Source organism: uncultured Campylobacter sp. (assembly GCF_937997595.1).
In the GTDB taxonomy this organism is placed as follows: Bacteria; Campylobacterota; Campylobacteria; order Campylobacterales; family Campylobacteraceae; genus Campylobacter_B.
On the sequence record NZ_CALKTS010000216.1, the window covers coordinates 1 to 1,613 of the forward strand.

A 1,613-nucleotide genomic window follows, 5' to 3' on the forward strand; every position below is an offset into this window, starting at 1 on the left:
ATTGCATCAACCATCCGATGGCGTGCGGGGTTTGCGATCAAAGCGGCGAGTGCGAACTTCAAAATTTAGCCCATCTGATGCGCACAAATACCCAAAGCTACGCTATCCGCGATACGGCGCGCGAAGTGCAGGATTGGGGGTATTTAAGCTACGATCCTAGCCTTTGTATCGTCTGCGAGCGCTGTATCACCGCCGCGAAGGACCGCTTGGGCGTAGATGCGTTTAAGCTCGTCCCGCGCGGCGGAGACGCGCTTAGTAAGGAGCAAAAGGACGCGATGCCTAAAGACGCCTACGCCGTGTGGAACAAGCTGCAAAAAAGCCTAATCGCGCGGGTCAACGATGAGGATGATTGCGTAAACTACGGCGAGAGCGCGGCGGTCTGCCCGACGGGGGCTCTGGTAGAGAGCGCGTTTAAATACGTTTCAAACGCCTGGGAGCTGCGTCAAATCCCCGCTTCCAACCCGCACAGCAGCGATTGCGAGCTGCTTTATTATGAGATCAAGCGCCGCAGCATAGGCGAGCCGCGTGAAAAAATTTATCGCGTTAGTAGCGACATAAATTTTAGCGTCCTGCACGCCGCAGCACGCTTCGGCTGGGATTTTTCAAACGAGCGGGCGAGCAAAAACGAAGCGGTTTTTGACCGTATCGTGCGCGGTATCGAGGACGGCGAGATCAAAAACATCAAATTTAATAGTTTCATCACCAACGAAGAAGCTCGGATTTTAGAGCTTTTGCGGCAAAAATTTAAGCTCGCTTTGATCAACGATGAAGCGCTTGCGTATCAAAAATTCCTGCGCGAATTTTCAAAGCTTAGCGGCATGAAATTTTATAATGCGGATTCGCAGACGATTAAAAACAGCGATTTCATCGTAGTTTGCGGCACATTTTTGCGCAGCGACGCTCCAAATCTAGGCTATGCGGTAAACAGCGCCTGCAAGCTAAATAAGGCAAGCGGGATCTATTTTCATCCGTTTTGCGACGAGGGCATTAAAGGCTTTAGTAAAAATTTCATCCATCAGCCGCACGCCGCGGGCTTGGAGGCGCAGATCCTGCTTTGGGTCTTGCAAAAGTTCGGGCGCGATCTGCCTGAGTGGCTGGATGCGAAACTCGCAGCGGAATTTAAAATTTCGCGCGCCGCGGCGAAGGAAAATTTAGACGAGAAATCCGCAGATTCGCAAAATTCTGAGAATTCTGCGGAGGCAAATGGCGCTGAGAACGTTGCGAGTGCGAGCGGTGCCGAAAATTACGCAAGCGCGGACGGCAACGCTGAAAATTCCGCAAAAAATTCCGCGCAGAATTCCGAAAATCCTGCGGAAAGTAAAATTTCAAATTTCGCCCGTACGCTAGGTCTGGACGAGCAGAAAGTGGATGAGCTTTTGGCTAAAAAGGAGCATTTTTCGCTCATCATCGGCGAGGATTTTATCCGCACGCCAAATAGCGCCACGTTTGCGCGTCTAGCGGGCTTGGTGCAGCGCTATACGCCATTTAAGGTGCTAGTGGTGCCGCCGCGCACGAACAGCCTGGGCGTTGCGCTCATCTGCGAGCTTAGCGCGCAAATGAGCGCGGGCGAGACGCTAGGCTACAATGAAGCGGGCGATATTAGCTTCGGCGTT

General features: G+C 52.3%; 1 protein-coding gene. It reads left to right on the top strand.

Annotated elements, in window-relative coordinates; genetic code table 11:
• On the top strand, positions 1 to 1,613 hold a 1,613-nt coding region (locus Q0614_RS07490; RefSeq protein WP_298787714.1), incomplete at both ends, for an NADH-quinone oxidoreductase subunit G.